This is a genomic window from Lysobacter sp. 05T417 (assembly GCF_056396405.1).
In genome coordinates this window covers 450445-473748 of sequence record NZ_JBFTLK010000005.1, presented here as the reverse complement: position 1 = coordinate 473748, position 23304 = coordinate 450445, and the positions used below count along the sequence as shown (strand labels likewise).

The window sequence follows — 23304 nt, the reverse complement described above, 5'->3', positions numbered from 1 at the left end:
ACTCGGTGGATGCGTTTACTGGATGGGGGTCTCGAACGGGCCGGCCGGCAGGCTGGCGCCATCGAAGAGGGTGCAGACCGGGCCATCGGCCCAGCAGTAGCGCACGCGCGTGACATTCGCGATCGCGGGCGCTCTGAGCGTGACGTTGTTGCCGCTGATGCGCGCATCGGCGTAGTGGCAGCTGTCCTGCGTGGCGCCGCACAGCTCGAAGCCGATCGGGCCATCGGCGCCAAAGGCGACCAGGCCATCGGTGACGTCGGCGAACGTGACAGCGACCGCATCGCCCTCGCGCCTGGCCGACGCCGGAACCGGGCCCGACGGCGGCTGCTTGTCGCCATAGACCACATGCCGCGCAGCGCGTGCGAGCCGGCGCGCCAGCTCCTGCTTGTTGGCGGGATGGATGTCGTAGTGGTCGCCGATGTCGATCGCCACCGCCAGACCGCTGTGCGCGTCCTCGTTGGCGACGATGCGCTGCGCTTCGCGGAGTCCGGCCCAACCACTTTCCGCCGGTTGCGTCTTCGGCATGCCGTAACCAGCCAGCTGGACGATCAGCGCCGGCAGGTTGGCGCCGAAGCGCGTGCGCCAGTCGTTGCGCCACATCCGCAGCAGGTCGGCGTAACGGTCGGCCTCGAAGGTGTTGGACTCGCCCTGGTACCAGAGCATGCCGCGGAAACCGTACTTGCCGATCGGCGCGATCATGCCGTTGTAGAGCGTCGACAGGCCCGAGGCGGTCTGCCACGGCGCGCGCGGCGGCGAGTCGGTGCCCGGGGCCGTGCGGTACTTCCATGCGCTGTCGAGCGGCACGGTCGTGCCGTCCTTCAGGCGCAATGCGTACGCAGAAGCTGGACCGCTCATGCCACCGGCGCGGTAGGTGTCGAGGACGTTGATGGCCACCGAGTTCTCGCCGGCATGCAGCAGTCCTGCCGGCAACACGTACTCGCGTCCGGACCCGGGCCCGTAGGTGCTGCCGACGCCGCGGCCGTTGACCCAGGTGGTGTCGACTTCGTCGATGGCCCCCAGCAGCAGCACCGCATCCTGCGCGGCCTGCGCCGCGGTGAGGTTCACCGACGTACGGAACCAGACCATGCCGTCATAGGCGGCGAGGTCCTTCACGCTCCACTCCTCCCACGGGCCGAGCGCCGGCGGTGCGTTGCGCCAGCCGGTGGTCGCGGAGTATTTGTCTGCCCACGGCTCGTCCCCGGCCTGTACGTCCTTGCGACCGCGCCACCACTTGCCCCATACCTCGCCCCACTTCGCGACCGCGTCGACCGGGTCGTTGGCGTAGGTCGCCAGCACGTCGAGCTCGTCGTTGTACTGGCCCGACGCACGCAATGCCCCGGCGCTGGTCCAGGCCTGGATGCGCGATCCGCCCCATGCCGCCGTCACCAGGCCCATCGGCACCTTGACGGTCTTCTGCAGCTCGCGGGCGTAATAGAAGCAGGCGGCGGAGAAATCGGGAACGGTGGCCGGCGCTGCCTTGAGCCACTTCACCGGCGTGGCGAAATGCTCCAGCTCAGTGACGCTGCCGGTCTCGCCGACGGTGAGCATGCGGATGCTGTCGTTGCCGGAGCCGTCGATCTCGGCGCGCGAGTCCAGCGTCCGGTGCACCTGGAGCACCATGTTCGACTGGCCCGAGCACAGCCAGACTTCGCCGACCATCACATCGTTGACGGTCTGCTTCGCGCCGCCCTGGGCGCTGGCGTTGAGCGTGTACGGTCCGCCGGCTGCCATCGGCGGCAACGTGGCCACCCAGCGGCCGTTTTCATCGGCACGGGCGCTGGCTTTCCTGCGCGCCAGCGTCACCTGCACGGCCTGCCCCGGCTGCGCCTGTCCCCACACCCGGATCGGCGCATTGCGTTGCAGGACGGCATGGTCCTGGAACATCTCGTGCAGCAGCGGCGTGGCGACGGGTGCCGATGCGGTGGCGCCGGGCCGGTCCTGGAGCGGTTCGTGCGCGTTGGCGCTTTGCGCCGCGCACGTTGCCGAGGCGGCGCACAGGGCGACTGCAAGCAGGGTCGAACGAATCGATGACGTTGGCGTCTTCATGCAGCCTCAGTGACCCGGTGCAAATGGAAAGGAAAGCGCTTCGTAGTACTCCAGGGAATGCGCAGGCGGGGCCTGGCCCTGCGGCAACGGGCGCTGCGAGAACGTCTGGAAGTAGGCGATGCTGGCGTCGCGCCACCACTGCGCTTCCTTCTCCTGGATCGACAGGAACGTGGCGACCTGGGCATGGCGCTCGGGATCGATGCGGCCGTCCAGCCGCTGCCAGGTCTGTTCCATCTGCCTGACGGTGTCGACGCCGTGCGAGTAGCGATACACCAGCTCGTCCCACAGCGGTCGCCCGGACTGCGTGCGGTAGTCCCACGGCACGTGGTGGAACCACAGCAGGTATTTCTCCGGCACGCGCTTGAGATCGCCGAACTCGCGCGCCACCGGCGGCGCGTACTGGGCAACGGCGTTGCTGCCGCTGGCGCTGCGGTCGAAGCCAATGCCGTCCTGGTTGGCGCGGTGGTAGTAGACCGAGGTCCAGTCGGCGCGCGGACCACCGGACACCCAGGGACCGGGGCCGTAGTGATGGCCATTGCCCATCAGGTGATGCAGGCCGAGCGGCGTCATGTAGTCCACGACCGCCTCGCGCGAGCCCATCATCATGTCGACGATCGGCTTCACCACGTCGCTTTCGTTGGAGAAGGTCATCCGCGCCCATTCTTCGGCGATGGGTCCGGCCTTCAGCGTCGGGTCCCAGGCCATGCGCCCGAACACGTACCAGTTGGCCTGGTCGAACTGCGACCCGCTCCAGTTGCGGTCCGAGCCGATGTTGGCCACGCCGGCCATGCCGGTGAGCTTGTAGCCGTGCAGGGAGCCGTCGACCACCTTCGCCACGGTCGAACCCTTGCCACGGCGCTGCGTGTCGGCGTCCAGCGTCTCCTGGTACATCGGTCCGAGGTAGGCCAGGTGGGTGGCGAAGCCCAGGTACTCTTTGGTGATCTGGAACTCCATCATCAGCGGCGTCTTCGGCATCGCGCCGAACAGCGGATGGAACGGCTCGCGCGGCTGGAAATCGATGGCGCCGTTCTTGACCTGGACGATGACGTTGTCGCGGAACCTGCCATCGAGCGGAACGAACTCGCTGTAGGCCTGCTTGGCGCGGTCGTCGGGCTCCTCGTGCGAATAGACGAACGCGCGCCACATCACCACGCCGCCGTGCGGCTTGACCGCGTCGGCAAGCATGTTGGCGCCGTCGGCGTGGGTGCGGCCGTAATCCTGCGGGCCGGGCTGGCCTTCGGAATTGGCCTTGACCAGGAAGCCGCCGAAGTCGGGGATGTAGCGGTAGATCTCGTCGGCCTTGTCGCGCCACCAGCGCTGCACCTGCGGATCCAGGGGATCGGCTGTCTTCAGTCCGCCGATCTCGATCGGCGCGCTGAAGCGCGCACTCAGGTAGACGCGGATGCCGTACGGCCGGAACACGCCGGCCAGCGCCGCCGCCTTCTCCAGGTACATCGGCGTCAGGCTGAGCGCGTTGGCGTTGACGTTGTTGAGCACGGTGCCGTTGATGCCAATCGAGGCGTTGGCGCGGGCGTAATCGGTGTAGCGCGGGTCGAGGTAATCGGGCAGCTTGTGCCAGTCCCAGATCGATTCGCCGGCGTAACCACGCTCGACGTGGCGATCGAGGTTGTCCCAGTGATTGAGCACGCGCAGTTGCACGTGCGGCGCCTGGCGCAGGTCCAGCGCCGCCAGCGGCTGGCCCGTCTGGATCAGGCGCAGGAAATGGAACGTGCCGTAGAGCGCTCCCACGTCTTCATTGGCGGCGATCACGGTGGCGCGGTGGCCATCAACGTCGACGCTGCGGATCAGGTACCCCTCGCGGCCAAGTCCCTGCAGCTTCAAGCGCATGGCGGCAATCAGTGGCGACGATGCCGGCGTACCCACGATTACCACTCCGTCCGCGCTCGCCGCGTCGGACGCTGCCGGGGCGCTGCCCAGCAGACCGGCGAGACCGCGCAGCAGTTCGGCACGGGCCACCGATCGGGTCGGCGTATCGCCGGCCATCACCAGTTGCGCGACCTGCGGGCGATAGACCGCGGCCTGCTCCGGCGCCAGCGCGACGTAGCGCAGCCACAGGTCGTAGCCGTCCTCGGCGTGCACGGCAGGTGCTGCCGAAAGCGCGGCAACCAGGGCAACCATGGCGACAGCGGCCAGGCCGAGGCGGCGACCGGCCCGGCGCAGCAACGCCTGCGCTCCCGGCTTCGGGAGTACGCTGTCGCTGCGTTGGACGGTTGTGGGTACCATGTGGTTCGCTGTCATTCCCTGTCCGATGTCACTTTGGTGTGGAAACTCACGTTGGTGAGAACGTCTGCGCCGACCTAAGCAACGCGAAGGAAGGAACGTTGGAAAAGCCCAAGAAGTCCGTCCGCCGCAAGGGTCGCGCCGTCACCATCGACGAGGTGGCCGCGCTCGCCAACGTGTCGCCGATGACGGTGTCGCGTGTCGTCAACGGCTACGGCAAGGTCCGCGAGTCCACCCGCGAACGCGTCACCCAGGCGGTGCGCGAACTGGGCTACACGCCCAACCAGGCTGCCAGTTCGCTGGCCGCGGCGCAGGACACGCGCATTGCACTGATCTACACCAACCCCAGCGCGGCGTACCTGCGCGAGTTGCTGGTGGGTGCGTTGAACGGCGCGTCGCGAACCGCCGCGCAACTGGTCATCGACACCTGGGAAAACTTCGACGCCGAGCAGCAGCGCCATGCCGCGCGTGCGCTGGCCAAGACCGTCGCCGGCGCGATCCTGCCGCCGCCGCTGTGCGAGTCCAAGGCCATCGTGTCCGAACTGGTCAGCGCCGGCGTGTCGGTGGTGGCGATCGCATCGGGACGCTTCAGCCAGGAGATCTCCAGCGTCCGCATCGACGACTTCCACGCCAGCCGCGAGATCACCGCGCACCTGATCTCGCTCGGCCACACCCGCATCGGCTACATCAAGGGCAACCCGAACCAGACCGCCAGCGCGCGCCGCTACGAAGGTTTCCAGGCCGCAATGAACGAAGCGGGCATCGCGCTGGATTCGGCGCTGGTCCAGCAGGGTTACTTCACCTATCGCTCCGGCCTCGACGCCACCGAGACGCTGCTCGGGCTGCGCAATCCGCCGACCGCGATCTTCGCCAGCAACGACGACATGGCCTCGGCGGTCATCTCGGTCGCGCACCGGCGCGGACTCGACGTACCACGCGACCTGTCGGTCGTCGGCTTCGACGACACCTCGGCCGCGACCACGGTGTGGCCGGAGCTCACCACCATCCACCAGCCGATCGCCTCGATGGCCGACTCGGCGGTCGACATCCTGCTGCGCAACATCCGCCGCAAGGATCGCAACACGCGCGTGGTGGTCGACCACGTCCTGCCGCACCAGCTGGTTTCGCGCGACTCGGTCGCGCCGCCGGCCAAGCCGGGCGGCACCACCAACCGGTGAGGCCCGCATGATTGCGGGCTTCATGGCAACGCGCGCCGGAACGGGTGGAACCGCATCCATCCTCCGGCTCAGCCTTCCATCTGTTCCAGTTCCTTGCCCTTGGTCTCGTAGACGTAGCGCAGGACGAAGAACACCGAGATGATCGCGCACACCGTGTAGATGCCGTACGCGCCGGCCAGGCCGATGCTGCCCAGCAGGATCGGGAAGGTCACGGTGATGGTGAAATTCGAGGTCCACTGCGCCGCGCCGGCCACAGCCAGGCCCGAGCCGCGGATCTGGTTGGGGAACATCTCGCCCAGCATCACCCACATCACCGGGCCCCAGGACATGTTGAAGAAGATCACGTAGACGTTGGCCGCGACCAGCGCCAGCGTGCCCATCGAGTCCGACAGCGCCAGCTTGTGGTTGGCATCGATCGATCCGGTGGTGAAGGCCCAGGTCATCATCGCCAGCGCTACCGCCATGCCGGCCGAGCCGACCCACAGCAGCGGCTTGCGGCCGATGCGGTCGATCAGCAGCACTGTGACCAGGCAGGCGCCGATGCTGAGCGCACCCGACAGCACGTTGATCAGCAACGCGTCGCTCTCGGAGAAGCCGACCGCCTGCCACAGCACCGCACCGTAGTAGAAGACGACATTGATGCCGACCAGTTGCTGGAACGTGGCCAGGCCGATGCCGATCCAGACGATCGGACGGACCTTGCCGGTGGCCTTGTTGATCAGGTCGCTCAGCTGCGGGCGGTGATGGTCGGAGGACAGCGATGCATCGATCTCGGCCAGCTTGGTGCGTGCCTCGGCCGCACCGTACAGGCGCGTGAGCACCGCAAGCGCATCGGCCTGGCGCTTCTTCACCACCAGGTAGCGCGGGCTCTCCGGAATGGTCAGCAGCAGCAACAGGAACAGCAGCGACGGCACCGACTGCACCCAGAACATCCAGCGCCACGCGGCCTGCCCCAGCCACAGCCCTTCGGTCGAGGCGCCGGCGGCCTTGGCCAACAGGTAGTTGCTCAGGAAGGCGCAGAACAATCCGCCGATGATCGCGATCTGCTGCACCGTGGCCAGGCGGCCGCGGTAGCGCGCCGAGGCCACCTCGGCGATGTAGGCCGGCGACATCACGCTGGCGGCGCCAACGGCGAAACCGCCGAGCACGCGCGCGGTGACGAACATCCATGACGTCGCCGCAGCGCCGGCGCCGATGGCCGACAGCAGGAACAGCACGGCGGAGATGATCAGCACCGAGCGCCGGCCCCAACGGTCGGCCAGGCGTCCGGCAAAGAACGCGCCGATCGCGCAGCCCAGCAGCATCGAGGCGACCTCGAAGCCGAGCCCGGCCTTGCTGGAACCGAACGCCTGCTGCAGTCCGTCGACGGTGCCGTTGATCACGCCACTGTCGAAACCGAACAGGAAGCCGCCGATGGTGGCCACGCAACTGACCAGGACGATCAGGCGGGTGTTCTCGGCGTCGCGGTTGGACGGAGCATTTTCGAGCGTGGCGCTGTTCATGGCTACCCCTGAGTTGTGAGCGGTACTTCTCCGGCCCCCTGTCGCCGCGCATGGCGCGCGGTGATGTCGCATCCCTCCCCCGTTTGCCGGAAACGGGGGAGGCCTGTGCCGCTCAGCGCATCAGGTACTGGTTGAGCAGGTTTTCATAGCGCTCCTGCTTGCCGCTGAGCTTGGCCGGCTCGCCGGCCTTGCCCGCCAGCGCGCTCAGTGCCGCCAGGTCCATCTTGCCGGCAGCGAAGTCGTTGCCTGCGCCCTTGTCGAAGCTGGCGTAGCGCTCGGCGCGCCACTGCTCCCACGGCGACTTGTTGAGCAGCGCGTGCGCCACTTCCAGGCCGCGCGCGAACGCGTCCATGCCGCCGATGTGGGCCAGGAACAGGTCGTCGGCGTCGGTCGACTCGCGACGCACCTTGGCGTCGAAGTTGAGACCGCCCGGCTGCAGGCCGCCCTGGCGCAGCACCACCAGCATCGCGCCAACGGTGTCGTACAGGTCGGTCGGGAACTGGTCGGTGTCCCAGCCGTTCTGGGCATTGCCGCGGTTGGCGTCGATGCTGCCGAGCATGCCGGCATCGGAGGCGACCTGCAGGTCGTGCTCGAAGGTGTGCCCCGACAGCGTGGCGTGGTTGGCTTCGATGTTGAGCTTGAAGTCCTGGTCCAGGCCGTGCTCGCGCAGGAAGCCGACGACCGTGGCCGAGTCGAAGTCGTACTGGTGCTTCATCGGCTCCATCGGCTTGGGCTCGATGAGGAAGTTGCCCTTGAAGCCCAGGCTGCGGCCGTAGTCGCGCGCCATCGTCAGGAAGCGGCCGAAGTGGGCCAGCTCACGCTTCATGTTGGTGTTGTGCAGCGAGGCGTAGCCTTCGCGGCCGCCCCAGAACACGTAGTTCTCGCCGCCCAGCTCGACGGTGGCCTCGATCGCGGCCTTGACCTGCACGGCAGCGCGCGCGACCACGGCGAAGTCCGGGTTGGTGGACGCACCGTTCATGTAACGCGGATGGCTGAAGAGGTTGGCGGTGCCCCACAGCAGCTTGATGCCGGTCGCCTTCTGGCGTTCCTTGGCGATGGCGACCATGTGCTTGACGTTCTTCTCGTACTCGCCGATGTCCTCGGCGTCGGGTGCGAGGTCGATGTCATGGAAGCAGTAGTACGGCACGCCGAGCTTGGTGAAGAACTCGAACGAGGCGTCGGCCTTGGCCTCGGCGCGCGCCAGCGGCTTGGCGTCGGCATCCCACGGATAGACGCGCGTGCCCGGGCCGAACGGGTCGTGGCCGGCATTGCAGAAGCTGTGCCAGTAACACACCGCGAAACGCAGGTGCTCGGCCATCGTCTTGTCGCCGATGCGCTTGTTGGCGTCGTAGTGCTTGAACGCCAGCGGGTTGTCGGAATCGCGTCCCTCGTAGGGGATGCGACCAATGCCGGGGAAGTATTCGCGGGCGCCGATGAAAGGAGTCGTCATGGTCGGAGTCACTGAGTGTGTTTGGGTGGCGGGCCGCAGCCCGGCTGGCGTCAGGGCTTGGGGTTGTTGGGGTTGGCGTGGAATTGCATGGCCGCATCGAGGTGGCGGCGGAACTGGCGGTAATGGGTGCGATAAGCCGAAGCGGCGCTGCCGTCGGGGCGCGCGATCGACGCCTCGTCGGTGCCGACGTGTTCGCGTGCGATGGTGGCGATGTCGTCGCCGCCGCCGTTGGCGCGGCCGTGCGCCCACAGCGCCTGCAGCGCGGCGCCGAACGCAGCGCCCTCGCTCTGCTCCGGCACGGCGACCGGCAGCTCGAACACGTCGGCCACCATCTGCCGCCATGCCGCGCTCTGGCTGCCACCGCCGGTAAGGCGGATCGCGTCGAACTGCAGCCCCGCGGCGGTCAATGCGTCATAGCCGTAGCGCAGGCTGTAGGTCGCGCCCTCCATCGCCGCGCGGTAGACGTTGCCGCGGGTCAGGTTGGTCGAATCCATGCCGTGCAGCGAGCCGCGCGCGTGCGGCAGGTCCGGTGTGCGCTCGCCATTGAGGAACGGCAGCATCACCAGTCCGCCTGCACCGGGCGCGGTGTCGGCCATCACCGCATCGCCATCGCGGCTGCTGAAGCCGAACATGCGCGCCACGCTCTCGGTGGCGACGGTGCAGTTCATCGTGCAGATCAGCGGCAGCCAGCCACCGGTCGAGGAACAGAACGCGGCCCAGCCACCGGCTTCATCGACGACCGGATGGTCGGCGTGCGCGAACAGCGTGCCCGACGTGCCCAGGCTCATGCTCAGCACGCCCGAGGCGACATTGCCGGTGCCCACGGCCGCCATCATGTTGTCGCCACCGCCGGCGGCCACGCGCACGCCGTGCGGCAGGCCCAGCTGGTCGGCAATCGATGCGGCGATGGTGAAGCTGGCATCGGCTTCGACCAGCGGCGGAAGCAGCGCCGCGAGATCGCGTTGCGCGTCCGTCGCGGCCAGCATGCGCGATGACCAGCGGCGCGTGCGTACATCGAGCCAGCCGGTGCCGGAGGCATCGCCGTACTCCATCCAGCGCTCGCCGGTCAGCCAGAAGTTGACGTAGTCGTGCGGCAGCATGATCGCGGCCAGGCGCGCGTAGACCTCGGGCCGGTGCTTGCGCGTCCACGGCAGCTTCGATGCGGTGTAGCCGGCAAGGATCGGATTGCCCGCCAGTGCGATGCAGCCCTTCGCGCCACCGGCCGCGGCCATGATCTCGTCGCACTCGACCGTCGTGCTGGTGTCGCACCACAGCTTGGCCGGCGCGAGCACCTCGCCCGCGGCATCGACCGGGACGAAGCCGTGCTGCTGTCCGGAGACACCGATCGCGCCCACGCGCGCGCGGTGCGCGGGCTCCATGCGCGCGAAGCAGGCGCGGATCGCATCGATCCACCACTGCGCGTGCTGCTCGCGGCTGCCGTCATCGCCCGCGATCAACTCCAGCGCATGGCCGTGCGTGGCCACGACCTTGCGTGCCTGCGGATCGTAGGCAATCAGCTTGACGCTCTGGGTACCAACGTCGAGGCCGACGAACAGGCTCATGCGGACCTTCCAGAAAAAAAGTTAGCGCTACCACTCTGGACGCATAAAAAAACATCACTGGGGATGTTGGCCAGCCGATTCATAGGTCTAAGGGGGTCCCGGGACGGATGTGGGCACTCTACCCAGCGTTTCGGGAAATGGCTTGCTGCAATGCGGAATGCCTTATGGGGCAATGACTTACCGCAGGGGTCGCAGGGGGCCACGTGCGCGGATGACCCTACCGGCGGGCTCCGGGAGGTCCCGGCACCCGGCCGCCATGCGTTGCGCATGGCGGCATGCCATCGGCGGGAGGGGTCACCCCTGCCCGCCGTACCTGATGGCGACGATCAGCGCGCGTCCTGTCGACGGCACTGGCGCCCGCTGCAGGCCGGCTCCTGGTCCGCGACGGACGAGGCCGGCGCCGATGCAGGACGGGCAGCTCCCGCGCCGTACGAAATCGACACGCCCACGCTGTTGGCACTCGTGGAGTTGCCGCCCTGCTCGTGCCCGACGAGCAGCGTGAACAGCCAGCCCGTCTGCAATCGGATGTCCATGCCGGCGCCGATCGAAAACAGATCGTCGTAGTAGCTGCGCAGTCGCAGGCCGTAGTCGCTGGAAACCGGCTGCTGCGCGTAGTTGATGCGCGCCAGCCCCTGGTTTTCGAGCGCCTGCGTGTACTCGACCGTCCAGAAAGGACGCAGGCGCGCGTTCCTTCCGGCGAACTCGTAGCTGCCTTCCAGGCCAACGGCCATCGAGGTGTTCTGCAGCGTCTGCTCCCGATAGACGAGGTCGTAGATGCCCAGCCCGCTCTCCTGATACGCATCCAGGGTGGTGCGGCTGCCGTCCAGGCGGCCATAGCCGGTCAGCGACAATCCATTGGGGCCGTGATGCTCGTAGCCCAGGCTCAACGATCCGAACAGCTGATCGCCATCGCGCTGTGCGTTCGCGGCGCGTCCGGCCGCCTCGCTCCAGCGAACCAGGTCGAAGTCGAGCTGGCCGTAGGCCAGCAGGCCATCCACGTAGAAGTGCTCGCCAGCTCCCCACAGGCCGTACAGCGTGAGGGAGCGCTGGTCTGCATCCACGCTCGATACCGAACCGGCGGCGTCGCCGTCGTGCTTGGCCATGCTGCCGGCCAGGCCGATCAGGGCGTGGTCGCCCAGTGCCCGGTCCGCGCCGAAGGAGACACCGTCAGTCTGGAAGTCGTAGCGCTGTCCGTCCCCGCTCCGGCCGACGTTCACCGTACCGGCGGCCCATATGCCCCAGCCATTGGCCAGCATCGGCCAGCGGCCGCCGACGGCCTGGCCGACAGGCATCGCCATGCCCTGCGAACCGGGTTCGCCGACATAGGCCAGCGAGAGTGCGGTGCTCGATGCGTTGTCGCCATTGCGGACCTGGCGCAGGCGACCGCGGATGTTGCCTTGCTGCGCGGCCGCGAAGCGGACGCTGGCATCGACCTGCGCCTGCAGCCCGCCCACCACGTCTGCATCGCGCGTCGGATCGGGCCGGTCGTCGACTACCAGGCGCATCTGCACCGAGCCGGCGGTGAAGCTGCCCGAAGCAGCCTGGGTGGCGGTCAGGACGGCCGTACCGGCACCGACCAGCGTCACGGTGCGGCCACTCACGGTGGCCACCTGTGCGTTGTCGCTGCTGTAGGTGAAGCTGCCGCCGCTGTCGCTTTGCGGCTCTGGCAATTCGAAGCTCGGCTCGCCGTACACCTTGTGCAGTCCGTCGACCCACTGCAGGGTCGGTGCGGCTGCGGCGATCGTCACTTCCAGCACGACCGGGGCAGCGGCGGCGTGGTTCGCGTCACCGGCCTGGTTTGCAGACAGGCCGCACACGCCCGCCGACAGCATCGCAACGCTTGCGCCACTGACCTGGCAGACCGCAGGCGTGCTGCTGGCGAACACCACCGGATTGGCCGATGCGCCACCGGTCGCCGACACCGCGAAGTGGCCGTTGTGCGCGAATACCGGCGCATCGGGATTGGCCACGAATGCGGTGATGACCTGCGCGGCCTGTTCGACCTGCAGGTCGAACGCCTGGCTGGCGGCAAAGCCATAGGCATCGCGCACCTGGACGGTCAAGGCGTAGTATCCCGCCTGCTCGGGCGCACCGGACAGTCGACCGGCAGCGTCCAGCGTCAAGCCGGCAGGCAGCGCACCGGCGGTGATCGCAAACGCGTACGGCGCCGTTCCGCCGGAGACATCGAGCGGCTGATCGTATGCGGCGCCGTGCGTGGCCTGCGGCAATGCGCTGAGCGCGAACGCCAGCTGCGGTGCGGCAACGGCCAGGGTGTAGACGCGCTGGTCCGAGAACGGTCCGGTACCGGTGCTGCTGTCGGTCACCTTCACGGTCAGGTTGAAGGTGCCTGCCACGGTCGGCGTGCCTGACAGCTCGCCGTTTGCCGCCAACGTCATACCGGCAGGCAGGTTCGCCGAGAGCAACTGGAACGAATACGGTCCGGTGCCGCCGCTGGCGCTGAACTGATGGTGGTACGGCGTGCCGCCCACTGCGCCCGGCGTTGCCGTCGCGGCCAGGGCCACGGTCGCGTTGGCGACGGTGATGCTGATCGCGGCGGGCGCCGTCGTGCTGTAGGGATCGGTGGCGGTGTAGCTGAAGCTGTCAGCACCGGCATAGCCGGCGTTGGGCTGGTAAGTGATGGTGGTCCCACTCGCCACGGCCGTGCCATGCGCGGGCGCGGTGTCGATGGCTACCGAAGCCGCAGTGCCGACAATATCCAGCGTGATGGCCGTGGCGCCCGCCGAATACGGAATGGTTGCGCTGACCGGCGACACCGCCAGTGCAGGAATGGGAACAACCGCGTTGGATGCGGCCGAAGCTGCGCCCGTGCCTACCGCATTCGTGGCCGTTACCGTGAACGTGTAGGTCACTCCCGGCGTGAGGCCGGTGATGACAGCAGGCGAGGCGGTGGCAGTCGCGGTGACGCCGCCCGGGGACGAGGTCATGGTGTAGGCAGTGATGGCGCTTGCACCGGTGAAGCCCGGCGCGGTGAAGCTCACGCTCGCCGAGCCCGGTCCGGTAGCGCTGGCGACACCGATCACCGGGGCGCCCGGCACGACTGCATTGACGGCAAAGCTTCGGCTGACCTGCGCGGCCGCGAGGTAGCTGCCGTTGCCGGCCTGGTCGGCATTGATCGTGCAGGTGCCAGCGGCGACAAAGGTCAACGCGCCGCCGCCGGTGATCGTGCACACGCCGGTCGTGGACGAGGTGAACACGGGCGTCAGGCCCGAGTCGGCGGTGGCCGTCAGCGTCGGCGTCGTGCCGAAGTTCTGCGCACCGGGATTGTTGAACGTGATGGCCTGGGTGGCAGCCGGAGTGATCGAGTTGGAAGCGGCCGATGCCGAACCGGTACCGGCCGCATTGGTCGCCGTCACGGTGAAGGTATAGGGCACGCCATTGGTCAGACCGACCATCGTGAGGGGCGAGCCAGCGCCCACGGCGACGATTCCACCCGGATTGGATGTCACGACGTAGCCAGTGATCGGAGCCCCGCCCGTATAGGTCGGCGCAATGAACGCGATGCTGGCAGCGGTGTCGCCGGCAGTGGCGACGGCCGCCGTCGGTGCGCCCGGCGCGACCGCATTGACGGTAAACGATCGCGAAACCTGCGACGCACTCAGGAAGCTGCTGTCGCCGGCTTGATCTGCATTGATCGTGCAGGTGCCCGTCGCCACGAAGGTCAACGCACCACCGCTGGTGGTCGTGCAGACACCGGTGGTGGACGAAGTGAACGAAACGGACAAGCCCGAGTCCGCCGACGCCGTCAGCGTCGGCGTCGTGCCGAAGTTCTGCGCGCCGGGATTGGCGAAGGTGATCACCTGCGGACTGGCCGGCGTCACCGCATTGCTCGCCGCCGACGCCGGACCGGTACCGGCCGTGGCGTTGGTGGCGGTGACGGTGAACGTGTAGGTCACGCCATTGGTCAGGCCGGCCACGGTGATCGGCGAACTGCTGCCGGTGCCGGTAGCGCCGCCGGGGCTGGCTGTCACGGTGTATCCGGTTATCGAGTTGCCGCCGGTGAACGACGGAGCGGTGAAGGTGACCGTGGCCTGCGTGTCGCCGGCGGTGGCGGTGCCGATGGTCGGCGCAGCCGGAATCACGGCGTTGACAGTGAAGGTGTGCGTGACGGTCGCCGCCGCGTTGACCGCGCCATTGCCCGCCTGGTTGACGTCGATGGTGCACGCACCGGCCGTGACGAAGGTCAGCACGCCGCCGCCAGTGATGGTGCAAACGCCGGTGGTGGCCGAGCTGAAGACCGGCGTCAAGCCCGACGTCGTGGTGGCCGTCAGGGTGGGCGACGTGCCGAAGGTCTGCGCGCCGGGGTTGCCGAAGGCGATCGTCTGGGTCGCCTTGGGCGTGACCGCGTTGGACGCGGTCGACGGCACGCCGGTGCCGATCGCGTTCGTCGCGGTGACGGTGAAGGTGTAAGCCGTGCCGTTGCTCAGGCCGGTGACCGTCGCGGTGCAGGCCGCAGGCCCTGCGCAGGTTCCGAAGGCGCCACCCGGGCTGGCAGTCGCGGTGTAGGTGGTGATGGCGGACCCGCCATTGCTGCCGGGCGCGGTGAAGGTGATCGATGCCTGCCCGTCGCCGGCCGTTGCCGTGCCGATCGTCGGCGCAGCCGGCGCGGTCGGAACCGCCACGGTGTGGAACGAGCCAACGCTGAAACCGGCCACGCCGGCATTGCCGGCGTCATCGACGATGTCGGTGCCGCCGTTGAGGTTCACCTTCAGCGTGCCGCTGCCCGTGATACCGACGATGTTGACGTTGATGCTGGCACCCGTGGCCGCGGAAACGCTGTCGATCGTGCCCGACGCGGTACCGGTGCCCACCAGGGTGAAATCATCGGAGGAGATGTTGCTGACCGGTTCGCTGAAGGTCACGGCGAACGCCATGCTCGTGGCGGTCGCGGCCGGGGTACCACTCACGGCGATGCTGCTTGCGGTGGGGCGAACGTTGTCCACGGTGGCATTGCTGGCGTCGGCCGTGGTGGTGGCGTTGCCGGCGTTGTCGGTCGCGGTGACCGACACATTCCGGTTGCCGGCGTCGATCGTGCCTGCGACCAGAGTGTAGGTGGCGGTCCAGGTGCCACTGCTGTTGGTCGCCGCTACCGCCGCGCCGCCGCCGAACTGCAGGAAGTTCACCGTCGCCGAGCTGATGCTGTCGACGTTGTTGTCGCCGCCGGCGGTGTTGTTCCAGGTCGCGGTGACGGTATCGCCGATCCGGTACGCGCCACCGGTGCCGCTTGCGCCGGAGATGCCGATGCGCCCCTCGGTGACGGTGGGGGCAATGCTGTCGACCGTGGCATTGGTGGTATCGGCCCGCGTGGTCGAGCCGATTGCGTTGGTCGCGGTCACGCTCACGTTGCGCGAGGCCGTGTCGATGGAGCCAGCGGTGATCGTGTAGGTCGCAGTCCACGTTCCGGCACTGAGGGTCGCGGCCGTAGCCGCGCCACCGCCGAACTGGCTGAAATCGACCGTCACGCCGGTGACGCCGGCGTTGTTGTCGCCGGCGGCCGAATTGTTCCAGCGCGCGGTGACGGTATCGCCGATCTTGTAGGCACCGCCGGTACCGCTCGCACCGAGGATGCTGATGTTGCTGTCGCTGACCACCGGCGGTGCAGGCACCGTGGTGTCGCCAATGAAATTGTCGAAGTTGGTGGAGAAGAAGTCGCTCGAGGAGATGCGGATTTCATCGACGACGATCGCGCCGAAGCTCAACGCGACACTCTGCCCCGGGAACACGGTCTGCGCGGCGCCGACCGTCGCGCCATTCCGGTAGGCTTGAACCGTCGTCGTGGCACCCATCAGTACGTCGACGTGAATGCCATTGAATACGAAGTCGGCGCCGTCGGTGCGGGCGATGTCGACCCGCTCGATGGCGGGGTCTTCCAGGGCCGACAGGGCCGACAGGGCCGGGTTGCCCGGGCTGGAGTCGTTGTCCCACGCCAGATCGCCATTTCCGACGAATGCGAAGGTGAACGTTTGCCCGCCCAATGAGCGCGTGACAGTAGTGCCCTGGGCAAACGATGAACTGAAGTCATCGGTGAAGGACGCCGCCTGAACCGACGGCGCGGCCGCGCACAGCAGCAGACCGATGGTCTGCGCAAAACGACGCCACGCCTGGCGCGTGCTCAACGAAATTCCCACGATGTCCCCTTTCACCTTGAGGTGTCGCAGGGACGCAGGCTTGACCCGCCACGAACCGCCCCCCGACGATTCCCTGACGGACTGATCAGCCGGGCAAACGCGCCCGTCCTGAAAAAGCGAACCCCATGGCCACAGCACCGCGACGCCTGGTACGGCGCACGGACACGACGTCGCCGCTTCACTTCGGCAACGCAAGCTGCAAATCGTTGGATCCCCTTCGGCCCCCCGCCGTCAGAAACAAGGGCGGCCTGCTCGCCAATGGGCCCGGAGGAAAGCTCGGGCCACCGGCGAGTCGCGGAAGTCTATCACCGTTGTGTCGTGATGTTGGTCACGGTCGGATCGCCGCGGACCGCCAGGTCATGCGCGCATCGCTTCCATCAGGGTGGTTGCCCCCGGCGCACCACCATCCCTGCGCCTGCGTTCTGCGCATGCGCCTGTAGAGTCCGCCGGCGATTGCAGCGTCCACGAGGAGTTCCGCCATCAGCACGGGCGCGGACCAGACCACCCATCCGGCGGCGATAACGGCGACGGCGACCACTGCCGCCAGCGCGACTACCGCCAGAATCGGCAAACCTGCTTCTGGATCGAGCGCGTCGCTGACGTCACCGATGTCCACAGCCGACGAGCCGGCATCGACAGACGCTTCCCACGAAGCGGAGCTGCCTGCACCACCGGATCGGCTGCGGCATTCGGGTGCTCATTGGTTGCCCCAAGGCCTCAACGGCTGTCGCTGAGCTGATAGATGTAAGCGTCCACCACCGTCCCGTCGCGGAGCGTCGCCGAGGTGAGCACGCGCTGGTAGCCTTCGCCCTCGAATGCATCCAGGCGCGCCCAGTGGTCGGCCAGTTCATCCGAACTGAAGACGAGCCCCTGCACCTCGTCGCCAGACGCCTCCAGAACGATGCCCGGGAAGCCGATCGCCGCGCCCCAGCCCTGCTGGAACAACGTGCCCCTCACCGTCGCCGGCTCCCAGGTGCCAGCCACGTTGGCCAGCACGTGCGCGTTGGGGCGTCCCGGCGCGAGGGTTCCGTAGACAAATAGTCGGCTCATGGCACTGCAACTCTAGCCTGATGCACCGGCCGATTGGAACATCTCCACTGCATGCGCCGCCGCTCCCAGCAGCCCGGAGCTCGGGTGCACGATGGCCAGCGAAGGCACCTGGGCCAGTGCCGACGAGAAGCGGCCCTTGCTTTCGAAACGGGCGCGGAACGACGACGCCTGCAGCGCGGGGAGCAGTTTCGGAACAAGGCCCCCGGCGAGGAACACGCCATCCCAGGCACCGTGCATCAGCACGAGGTCGCCGGCCATGGAGCCGAACGCCGCGCAGAAGATCTCGATCGCCTGCTGGCAGTAGGTGTCGTCCGCGTCGGCGGCAGTGCGGTCACGGCCGATGTCGCGGCGATGGACCCGGCCTCGGTTCCGGTAATCTCCACCGAAGGGATGACCGGCAAGCAGTTGATCGCGCTGGTCAAACAGGCCCGGCACAAGCATGGCCTGGTCAGCCTGACCTTTCACGGCGTGGGCGGCGACTACCTCACCACGTCGGCGCAGGCACATCAGGAACTGCTGGACTATCTGGCCCGGCACCGCGATGAGTACTGGGTCGATACCTTCGCCAACATAATGACCCACGTCAGGCAGCAGCAGACCGCAGCCAGCCAATCACCGGGCGCCCACTGAGGCCCACCCTTTTTGTCAGCGGAGCCCACATGACGCAACGCCAGCTGTCCACCCCCGTCACCATCGCGATCATCAGTCTGATCTTCTTCGCGTGGGGCGGCATGACCAGTCTCAACGACGTGCTGATCCCGCATCTCAAAGCCGTGTTCGCGATGAACTACGCGCAGACGATGCTGATCCAGTTCACCTTCTTCGGCGCCTACTTCCTGATGTCGCTGCCCTCCGGCGCGGTGGTGTCGCGGATCGGCTACAAGTCGAGCATCGTCATTGGCCTGCTGACCGCCGCCGTGGGCGCGGCGATGTTCTACCCGGCCGCACGCCTGCCTTCGTACGCGGTCTTCCTGGTGGCGCTGTTCGTGCTCGCCAGCGGCATCACCCTGCTGCAGGTCGCCGCCAATCCCTACATCAGCCTGCTCGGCAACCCGGCCACTTCGCACAGCCGGCTCAACCTCGCCCAGGCGCTCAATTCGCTGGGAACGACGCTCTTCCCGTACTTCATCGGCCCGCTGATCCTGTCCGGCGCGGTGCTGGGCGCGGACCAGCTGGCGGCGATGGCGCCCGAAGCGCTGACGGCCTACAAGACCACGCAGGCGCAGTCGGTGCAGATCCCGTACCTGCTGCTGGCCGGCGGCCTGCTCGCCATGGCGGCGCTGGTGCTGCTGCTGCGCATCCCGTCGCTGCGCGAGGCGACCGACGCCGGCGACAAGCTCCATCACCACACCTACCGCGAGACGCTGCAGCACCCGCACCTGCGCTGGGGCGTGCTGGCGATCTTCCTGTATGTCGGCGCCGAGGTCTCCATCGGCAGCTTCCTGATCAACTACATGGCCCAGCCCGACATCGGCGGCCTGACCGAAGCCACCGCCAGTCGCTACCTCGTCTGGTACTGGGGCGGCGCGATGGTCGGCCGCTTCATCGGCGCGGCGCTGATGACGGTGATCGATGCACGCAAGCTGCTGGTGTTGTTCGCCGTGGTTGCCGCGGCGCTTCTGGCAACGACGATGAGCACGCACGGCCATGTCGCGATGTGGAGCGTGCTGGCGATCGGCCTGTTCAACTCGATCATGTTCCCGACCATCTTCGCCTCGGCGATCGAGGGCATGGGTCCGCTGACCGGCAAGGCGTCCAGCCTGCTGGTGATGGCGATCGTGGGCGGCGCACTCGTGCCGATGCTGCAGGGCGCACTGGCCGACAGCATCGGCATCCAGGCGGCGTTCGCGGTGCCGCTGGTCTGCTATGCCTACATCGCCTGGTACGGCTTGCGCGGGTCGCGCGTGGCCTCGCACCTGGGGCAGGCCGAAGGTGCGGCACTGCTGCAGCCGCGGCACTGAGCCGGCGACCGGATCTCGATCCCGATATCGATCCCGATATCGATAATGAAAAAGGCCCCGCAAGGGGCCTTTTTCTTTTGACCGTCAGGCCATCTCGCGGCCCGGCGACTCGACCGTGCGTTCGCGAACCAGCCAGCGGAACGCCGGGCCGGTCAGCAAGGTCGACAGCACCGCCAGCGTCACCAGTGCCGCGAACGCATGTTCGGAGAGCAGCCCTTTGTCGCGCAGGATGGTAGCGGCCACGATCTCCATCAGGCCCTTGCACTGGAGCAGGGCGCCCACCGCCAGGGCATCGCGCCGATGCAGTCCCGGTGCCGGCGGATAAAGCCGCACCGCGGCGAGCTTGGCGACCACCGCCAGCACCAGCAGCGCCACGGACGCCTGCAGCGACGCCCAGCCCAGCACGTCGCCATCGATCTTCAGGCCACTGTGGCCGAAGAACAGCGGAGCCAGGGCGACCAGCGCGACCTGGCCAATGCGCTCGACCGGCACCTGCCTCGCCCACGCCTGCGGCACCATCGCGCCGGCGAAATAGGCACCGAGCAGTGCATGCAACCCCAGTTGCGACGTCGACCACGCGCCGGCGCCAAGGAATACCGGCAGGATCGCCCAGACCAGCCAGCGCGGCGGCAACAGTTGCAGGCGCTTGACCAGGGTTGCCGCGGTCGCCAGCACAACGAGCAACAGCAGCGCCGCCAACTGCCCGGCGGACACGCCGTCCAGCAGCGAGCCGTTATCGGCCACGAGCAGGACGAGGGCGAGTCCGACCCACAACACCGCGTCGTCGATCACCGCGATGCCGAGCGCCATCTGCGAGAGCCTGCGGTGCAGCGGCCCCAGTTCGCGAACGATGCCGATCAGCACCGGCAGCGCACTGACCGCCAGGCAAAGACCAATCGCCACCGATCCCAGCCACTCGCCACCGCGGGGTGCGTCCCAGCCAGGCAGGCGTGTGAAATAGAAGTGCGCCGCAGCGGTGCCGACACAGAACGGCAGCAGCAGTGCGACCGCTGCACTGGTGAGGAATCGCAGCCTGCCGGCGTTGGCATTGGATGCCGTGCCGGTTTGCGCGGGCAGATGCGCCTCCTGGCGCGTCTCCATGCCGGCCGTGAAAGCCAGCAGCAGCACGCCGACCCAGCCGATGTCATCGCCGAGGGCGGAGGGAAGCCCGAGGGAGCCGGCACCGGTGGCCGCCATGACCAGGCCAATCACGATCGGGATCACGGCAATGGGGATCGACCTGCCCAGCCCGCGCCACACGCACCATGCGAGGACGACGAACACCAGGACATCGAAGGCGGCGGCGATGAGTGACTGCACGGCTCGGATCATAGCCACCACACCAGCGAAACAGCAAAGGCACCGCGTCACCGGCCACTAACCGCCACGGCGGCAGACTTTGCCTCCACCGCGTTGCGGGCATGACGGCTCCGGGAGAGTCGCTGGGGTTATGGATCGCATCGAGGCCATGAAGATCTTCATCGCTGCCCTCGACGAGGGCAGTCTCGCCGGCGCCAGTCGCAGGACCGGTCGGTCGCCGGCCGCGGTCAGCAGGGCGGTCGCATCGCTCGAAGCACACGTCGGCGTGCCCTTGCTGCACCGGACCACGCGCTCGATCAAGCTCAGCGAAGCCGGCGAGCGCTATGCACTGGCGTGCCGCAAGGTGCTGGCCGACCTGGAGGAGGCCGACCGCCAGGCTGCCGGCGAACGCTCCGTCCCGCGCGGCACGCTGACCATCACCTCCACCGTGTTCGCCGGCGTGGAAATCCTGCGCCCGGTCGTGGATGCCTTCATGGAGGAGTTCCCGACCGTCACCGTGCGGATGCACCTGCTGGAGCGCCCGGTCAACCTGATCGACGAAGGCATGGACCTCGCGCTTCGCATCACCCACCTCGCCGATTCGACACTGGTGGCGCACCGTGTCGGCGATGCACGCCGGGTCGTCGTGGCATCGCCGCGCTATCTGGCTGCACACCCGCGCATCGAGGAGATGGCAGACCTCGCCAGGCACCAGATCATTGCACTGACGCATTCGGGCTTCGATTCCTGGAGCTTCCCGCCGGCGGAAGGCTCGACCATCGCCCGCTCGGTTTCCTTCACCCCGCGCCTGGTGGTCAACAACGTCCGCGCCGCGGTTGCGTCCGCGGTTGAAGGGCACGGCGTCACCCGGCTGCTGTCGTACCACGTGGGTCCCGAAATCGAGGCCGAGGCCTTGCGGGTGGTCCTGGCCGACGTCGAGCCGGGACTGATCCCGGTCCACCTGGTGTCGCCGCAAGGGCGTTTGTCGGTGCCGAAGGTCCGGGCCTTCGTCGACTTCGCCCTGCCGCGCCTGCGCGCCAGCTTCGCGCGGCTGTCTCCAAAGGCCTAGGCGAGCATTACGCCGTTTTGCGGAAGAGTGATCGCCGGACGCCGTGGATTCGCAAGCCGCAGGTTCGCTCCTAGATTGGGCCCCGACGGAAATGCCAGCACACGCTGGCACCTCCGCCCTCCCCCCAAACTTCGAGAACCACCATGAGCACTTCACGCAAAGTCGTCGCCATCACCGGCGCATCGCAGGGCATTGGCGCGGGCCTGGTCCAGGCCTTCCGCGACCGCGGCTACGCCGTCATCGCCAACTCGCGTTCGATCAAGCCATCGAACGATCCGGACATCCTGACCATTGCCGGCGACATCGCCGACCGGGACGTGGCCGAACGCATCATCAGCGAAGGGCTGGCCAGGTTCGGCCGCATCGACACCGTCGTCAACAACGCCGGCGTGTTCGTCGCCAAGCCGTTCACCGATTACAGCGCCGACGACTACTCCAAGGTGCTTTCGATCAACGTCGATGGCTTCTTCAACCTTACCCAGGCCGCCTTGAAGGTCATGGAAAAGCAGGGCAGCGGCCATGTGGTCAGCATCACCACCAGCCTGGTCGACCATGCGATCGACGGCGTGCCGTCGGTGCTGGCGTCGCTTAGCAAGGGCGGCCTCAACGCCGCCACCCGGTCGCTCGCCATCGAGTACGCCAAGCGCGGCATCCGCGTGAATGCGGTCTCTCCTGGCATCATCAAGACGCCGCTGCACGCGCCGGAGACGCATGAATGGCTGGCCGCGCTGCATCCGGTCGCCCGCATGGGCGAGATCAGCGATGTGGTCCAGGCGGTGCTGTACCTGGAGTCGGCCGGCTTCGTGACCGGCGAGATCCTCCACGTCGATGGCGGCCAGAGCGCCGGTCACTGACCTGACGTAGCCGCTGCGCCCCATCACCCCTGGAGCAATCCGGGGGTGATGTCGTTTCAGGGGCTGGCACGGTGGGGGCCTGGATCTGTATCCGAATGTATCGGCGGTAGCGGCGGCCACGTTTCCCGACAAAAAGACCGGTTGCACGACACCGGCGCGATACCTCGAAGCCTCGAAATGGCGACACCGAAGAACAACGGCGTCCACGAGGAACCGCAATGCCAACGTCCAACCGCAAGCCCGCCCCCGCCCTGCTGTCCCGCGTCGATGGCGTCGGCCAATGGCTGTCCCCGCTCGGCCTGCGCGTCCTGCTGGCGTGGGAGTTCTTCGAGGCCGGGCGCGAGAAGCTGCAGGGCGACAACTGGTTCGCCGACCTCGGCGACAAGTTCCCGTTGCCGTTCTCGCTGTTGAGCGCCAACGTCAACTGGACGCTCGCCACCTGGCTCGAACTGGCTGGCAGCATCGCCCTGCTGGTCGGGCTTGGCACACGCTACGCGGCCGCCACGCTGTGGGTGCTGACGGTCGTTGCGATCTACGCGGTGCACTGGCCTTCCGACTGGTCGAGCCTGTCCGAGTTGTGGCAGGGCTACGCCATCAGCAATGCCGGGCATGGCAATTACAAGCTGCCGCTCATCTACCTGGTGATGTTGCTGCCGCTGATGCTCAACGGCGGCGGCCGCCTCAGCCTCGACCGCCTGCTCAACGCGCATCGGCCCGCCGCATCGCTGACCGCGCCTGCCGACAAATCCGCCTGGGGCCTGGTGCTGTTCGCCACGGGACTGACCGTGTCGCTGCTGTTGCCGTGGTCCGGTGGCGTCACTGCTGTCGCCGGCCTGGGTCTGCTGGCCTGGTCACATCGTCGTGAACGTCCTGGCAACCGCTTCGTGATCGCTTCCTGATTGCTTCCTGATTGCTTCCTGCAAACAACCCCGCACCACCCCCCACC

General features: G+C 67.7%; 15 protein-coding genes and 1 pseudogene. 6 read left to right on the top strand and 10 right to left on the bottom strand.

The window, feature by feature from the left end; translation table 11 throughout:
• Window positions 1–15: 15 nt before the first annotated feature.
• Entirely contained in the window at window positions 16–2046 is a 2031-nt protein-coding gene (locus AC1DER_RS11750; RefSeq protein ID WP_477243639.1) for a sialate O-acetylesterase, read from the bottom strand.
• Window positions 2047–2052: 6 nt separating this feature from the next.
• A complete protein-coding gene (locus AC1DER_RS11745; RefSeq protein ID WP_477243767.1) occupies window positions 2053–4227 on the bottom strand; it encodes an alpha-glucuronidase family glycosyl hydrolase in 2175 nt (724 codons plus the stop codon).
• A gap of 161 nt (window positions 4228–4388) precedes the next feature.
• Here AC1DER_RS11745 and AC1DER_RS11740 point away from each other — a divergent pair, with 161 nt between their 5' ends.
• Entirely contained in the window at window positions 4389–5465 is a 1077-nt protein-coding gene (locus AC1DER_RS11740; RefSeq protein ID WP_441816970.1) for a LacI family DNA-binding transcriptional regulator, read from the top strand.
• A gap of 68 nt (window positions 5466–5533) precedes the next feature.
• Here the strand turns inward: AC1DER_RS11740 and AC1DER_RS11735 are convergent, their stop codons facing one another.
• The 7 genes and pseudogenes from AC1DER_RS11735 to AC1DER_RS11705 all read right to left on the bottom strand — a co-directional run.
• Window positions 5534–6967, bottom strand: a complete 1434-nt coding sequence (locus tag AC1DER_RS11735; RefSeq protein WP_441816971.1) for a sugar porter family MFS transporter — start codon at window positions 6965–6967, stop codon at window positions 5534–5536.
• 112 nt (window positions 6968–7079) lie between these two features.
• Window positions 7080–8417, bottom strand: a complete 1338-nt coding sequence (gene xylA, locus AC1DER_RS11730; protein ID WP_477243641.1) for a xylose isomerase — start codon at window positions 8415–8417, stop codon at window positions 7080–7082.
• 50 nt (window positions 8418–8467) lie between these two features.
• Entirely contained in the window at window positions 8468–9979 is a 1512-nt protein-coding gene (xylB, locus tag AC1DER_RS11725) for a xylulokinase (protein ID WP_477243643.1), read from the bottom strand.
• 326 nt (window positions 9980–10305) lie between these two features.
• Window positions 10306–16125 (bottom strand): fibronectin type III domain-containing protein, encoded by a 5820-nt coding sequence (locus tag AC1DER_RS11720; RefSeq protein ID WP_477243645.1) that lies wholly within the window; start codon window positions 16123–16125, stop codon window positions 10306–10308.
• Window positions 16126–16453: 328 nt separating this feature from the next.
• Window positions 16454–16741: a hypothetical protein gene (locus tag AC1DER_RS11715; protein WP_477243647.1), complete on the bottom strand. Its 288-nt coding sequence runs from the start codon at window positions 16739–16741 to the stop codon at window positions 16454–16456.
• A gap of 101 nt (window positions 16742–16842) precedes the next feature.
• Window positions 16843–17175 carry a gamma-glutamylcyclotransferase family protein gene (locus AC1DER_RS11710; protein WP_477243649.1) on the bottom strand — a complete coding sequence of 111 codons (333 nt, stop codon included), beginning with the start codon at window positions 17173–17175 and terminating at the stop codon, window positions 16843–16845.
• A 12-nt stretch (window positions 17176–17187) separates the two neighbouring features.
• Window positions 17188–17511, bottom strand: a pseudogene (locus AC1DER_RS11705) (glucokinase); the annotation flags it as partial.
• Here AC1DER_RS11705 and AC1DER_RS11700 point away from each other — a divergent pair.
• Together AC1DER_RS11700 and fucP are read left to right on the top strand one after the other, a co-directional pair.
• Window positions 17407–17805 carry a hypothetical protein gene (locus AC1DER_RS11700; protein WP_477243773.1) on the top strand — a complete coding sequence of 133 codons (399 nt, stop codon included), beginning with the start codon at window positions 17407–17409 and terminating at the stop codon, window positions 17803–17805. The pseudogene AC1DER_RS11705 and the gene AC1DER_RS11700 overlap by 105 nt on opposite strands.
• Window positions 17806–17834: 29 nt before the next feature.
• Window positions 17835–19136 carry an L-fucose:H+ symporter permease gene (gene fucP, locus AC1DER_RS11695; RefSeq protein ID WP_477243651.1) on the top strand — a complete coding sequence of 434 codons (1302 nt, stop codon included), beginning with the start codon at window positions 17835–17837 and terminating at the stop codon, window positions 19134–19136.
• 84 nt (window positions 19137–19220) lie between these two features.
• Here fucP and AC1DER_RS11690 read toward each other — a convergent pair whose 3' ends face one another.
• Window positions 19221–20456, bottom strand: coding sequence for a cation:proton antiporter (locus tag AC1DER_RS11690; protein WP_477243653.1), 1236 nt, complete (start codon window positions 20454–20456; stop codon window positions 19221–19223).
• A gap of 148 nt (window positions 20457–20604) precedes the next feature.
• Between AC1DER_RS11690 and AC1DER_RS11685 the strand changes: the two genes are divergently transcribed.
• From AC1DER_RS11685 to AC1DER_RS11675, 3 genes are all read left to right on the top strand, one after another.
• A complete protein-coding gene (locus tag AC1DER_RS11685) occupies window positions 20605–21504 on the top strand; it encodes a LysR family transcriptional regulator (protein WP_477243655.1) in 900 nt (299 codons plus the stop codon).
• 143 nt (window positions 21505–21647) lie between these two features.
• Window positions 21648–22358: an SDR family NAD(P)-dependent oxidoreductase gene (locus AC1DER_RS11680; RefSeq protein WP_477243657.1), complete on the top strand. Its 711-nt coding sequence runs from the start codon at window positions 21648–21650 to the stop codon at window positions 22356–22358.
• A gap of 218 nt (window positions 22359–22576) precedes the next feature.
• Window positions 22577–23257 (top strand): HvfX family Cu-binding RiPP maturation protein, encoded by a 681-nt coding sequence (locus AC1DER_RS11675; protein WP_477243660.1) that lies wholly within the window; start codon window positions 22577–22579, stop codon window positions 23255–23257.
• The last annotated feature ends 47 nt before the right edge of the window (window positions 23258–23304 follow it).